Below are 2,912 nucleotides of genomic sequence, written 5' to 3'. Positions count from 1 at the left end.
TGATTTAAATAGGGAGGATATCTCTATGATTAATCGTGAAAAGGGATCGGGAGCACGGGTTCTATTGGATGAACAGCTGCGAATCCATGGTATTCGATCGAAAGAGGTAAATGGCTATCATCTTGAGGAAACAAGCCACTTAACTGTTGCTGGTGCTATTGGGGGAGAAAAGGCTGATATTGGAATAGGAATTGAAAAAGCAGCAAAAATAGTTGGTGTAGATTTCATCCCCTTAATAAAAGAGAGATACGATTTAGTCCTCTTAAAAACGGATGTAAATAGAGAGGTTATTCAAAAAATCAAAGAAATTCTTTCATCCAATGAAATTAAAAAGGAGCTAGGAATGATGGGAGATTATGATTTAAGTGAAACGGGAAAGGTTATTTTTGAAACCTTTTAAATGAAAGAAAGAGGCTGGTCTTAAGCAAAGGCAACAACAATCACCTAAAAGAACAGCCTCTTTTGTATTAACTGAAATAATTATTGTAATCTTTGCTCAACCTGCTGGCAAACCTCATCAGCTGACAGTCCGCTTGCCTCAATAACAGGGGCTTTTGTTACTATGTCATGCATGCCCATAAAGTTATTGTCCATTCCTGTTACTACACAGGCGGAACAATTTTCTGCATCAGCAGCAGACTTTAAGTCCACTACATCATATCCCTTTTCACGAAGTGCATCAGAAACATTCGTTAACGATTGTTCTACCGCAATTTTTTTCATTATTTATTACACCTCCTCCGTTGATAGATTGGCTTTTTTACCTAATTTTTATTCTGTCGTTTTTGGGAATAATTATGCAGGAGAGAAGAAACAGTAAGAAGGGAGGTGAGACCATCATGTCGAAAAGAAAAAAGGATCCATCTAAAGCTGGATTAAGCTCCCCGGAAGTAAAAGGGCAGGGAACAACCAATATAGAAACAGGTGAAAGAACATCTGATTCTACAATTCACAAAAAGAAAAAACAGGATTATTAAAAGGTACATAGTAAAAAACAGGATGGTGCCATTAAGGTTCCATCCTGTCCATAATATTATTTGTACATTTCAGCAACTTGTTTCTGTAATTCAGTGTTCTCTAAATACTCATCATACGTCATTTGCTTATCAACATAGCCATTTGGTGTCAATTCAATAATTCTGTTTGCAATCGTTTGAATAAATTGATGGTCATGAGATGAGAAAATGAGTGAGCCCTTATAATTGATTAACCCATTATTTAAAGCTGTAATTGATTCTAAATCCAAATGGTTTGTTGGTTCATCAAGCAATAGTACGTTCGCGCCGCTTAACATCATTTTTGACAGCATGCAACGAACTTTTTCTCCTCCAGATAGGACACTTGCTTTCTTTAACACTTCTTCGCCTGAGAATAGCATTCTGCCGAGAAATCCTCTTAAGAAGCTTTCACTTTGATCGTTAGGGGAGAATTGACGAAGCCAGTCAACAAGATTTAATTCACTATTTTCAAAGTAGTCAGAGTTGTCCTTTGGAAAATAAGCCTGTGAAGTTGTAACTCCCCATTTATAAGAACCACTATCAGCTTCAAGTTCACCCATTAAAATCTTGAAAAGAGTTGTCTTCGCAAGTTCATTCGTTCCAACAAATGCAATCTTATCATCTTTATTCATAATAAAGCTTACATTATCAAGCACCTTAACACCATCAATTGTCTTACTAATTCCTTCAACACGAAGCAAATCATTTCCAATTTCTCTCTCCGGAGTAAACCCAACATAAGGGTAACGTCTTGAAGATGGCTTAATATCGTCTAAGGAAATCTTATCAAGCAGCTTCTTACGGGAAGTAGCCTGCTTTGATTTAGATGCGTTTGCACTAAAACGGGCAATAAATGCTTGCAGCTCTTTAATTTTTTCTTCTTTCTTTTTGTTTTGATCCGAAGCCATGCGAAGTGCAAGCTGGCTTGATTCATACCAGAAATCATAGTTCCCGACATAAATTTGAATTTTACTGAAATCAAGGTCAGCAATATGTGTACACACTTTATTTAGGAAGTGACGGTCATGGGATACGACAATGACTGTATTTTCAAAGTTAATTAAGAATTCTTCCAACCACTGAATCGCCTTAATGTCCAAGTGGTTTGTTGGCTCATCCAAAAGGAGAACATCTGGTTTGCCAAATAAAGCTTGTGCAAGCAATACCTTTACTTTTTCTCCACCAGAAAGGTCAGCCATTTTTTTCGTGTGCAGGTCTTCACCAATGCCTAATCCTTTTAAAAGAATCGCTGCCTCAGACTCTGCCTCCCAGCCATTAAGCTCAGCAAATTCTCCTTCAAGCTCTGCAGCCTTCATACCATCTTCGTCAGTAAAGTCAGCCTTCATATAGATGGCATCTTTTTCCTGCATGACCTCGTATAGTCTTGCATGTCCCATGATGACTACCTTTAAAGCTTCAAACTCTTCATATTCAAAGTGGTTTTGCTTTAATACGGCTAAACGCTCACCAGGACCTAAATGGACAGTTCCTGTTTGTGATTCAATTTCCCCAGATAAAATCTTTAAAAAAGTTGACTTACCCGCGCCGTTCGCACCGATTAATCCGTAGCAATTTCCAGGTGTAAATTTAATATTAACGTCTTCAAATAGTTTACGATCTCCGTAACGAAGACTTACATTACTAACTGTTATCATTTATTTAAATTCCTCCAGAAAACATAATCTATAAAATTATACCACTTTTTTTGAACAATCGCTAATTTCTTTAATAAACAGGGCAGTTTTGACAAGAAAAAAATAAATTAAATTTTACGAAAAAATACAGGAAATGAGCATAAAATATAGAATACATAAAGTAGATCATTTCAGCTAAATTCTATGAAAAAAATTTTAGACTTTTCATAGTTGTTCATAGTTTTTTCATATTTTTCATGTACAATGAACCTATATAGGC

Annotated in this window: 4 protein-coding genes; 2 read left to right on the top strand and 2 right to left on the bottom strand. The window is 36.2% G+C overall.

The annotated features are described in order from the left end of the window. Nucleotides 1–400, top strand: a 400-nt coding sequence (locus V7149_RS20780; protein WP_335347500.1) for a substrate-binding domain-containing protein, incomplete at its 5' end; no start/stop codon positions are given. An 80-nt stretch (nucleotides 401–480) separates the two neighbouring features. Here V7149_RS20780 and V7149_RS20775 read toward each other — a convergent pair. After that, nucleotides 481–723, bottom strand: a complete 243-nt coding sequence (locus V7149_RS20775; RefSeq protein ID WP_335347499.1) for a YkuS family protein — start codon at nucleotides 721–723, stop codon at nucleotides 481–483. Nucleotides 724–839: 116 nt separating this feature from the next. Between V7149_RS20775 and V7149_RS20770 the strand changes: the two genes are divergently transcribed. Further along, nucleotides 840–977, top strand: coding sequence for a YuzL family protein (locus V7149_RS20770; RefSeq protein WP_335347498.1), 138 nt, complete (start codon nucleotides 840–842; stop codon nucleotides 975–977). 56 nt (nucleotides 978–1,033) lie between these two features. Here V7149_RS20770 and V7149_RS20765 read toward each other — a convergent pair whose 3' ends face one another. Next, complete coding sequence (locus V7149_RS20765; RefSeq protein WP_335347497.1) at nucleotides 1,034–2,653, bottom strand: ABC-F family ATP-binding cassette domain-containing protein; 1,620 nt, start codon at nucleotides 2,651–2,653, stop codon at nucleotides 1,034–1,036. Nucleotides 2,654–2,912 lie beyond the last annotated feature (259 nt).

It is taken from the genome of Bacillus sp. JJ1503, assembly GCF_036965125.1.
Classification (GTDB): Bacteria; Bacillota; Bacilli; order Bacillales; family Cytobacillaceae; genus Cytobacillus.
This window is presented reverse-complemented; position numbering and strand designations above follow the sequence as displayed.

Excerpts from the sequence above, each read along its gene's own strand:
- V7149_RS20765 (WP_335347497.1), bottom strand. The coding sequence starts at position 2,653 with ATGATAACAGTTAGTAATGTAAGTCTTCGTTACGGAGATCGTAAACTA.
- V7149_RS20770 (WP_335347498.1), top strand. The coding sequence starts at position 840 with ATGTCGAAAAGAAAAAAGGATCCATCTAAAGCTGGATTAAGCTCCCCG.
- V7149_RS20775 (WP_335347499.1), bottom strand. The coding sequence starts at position 723 with ATGAAAAAAATTGCGGTAGAACAATCGTTAACGAATGTTTCTGATGCA.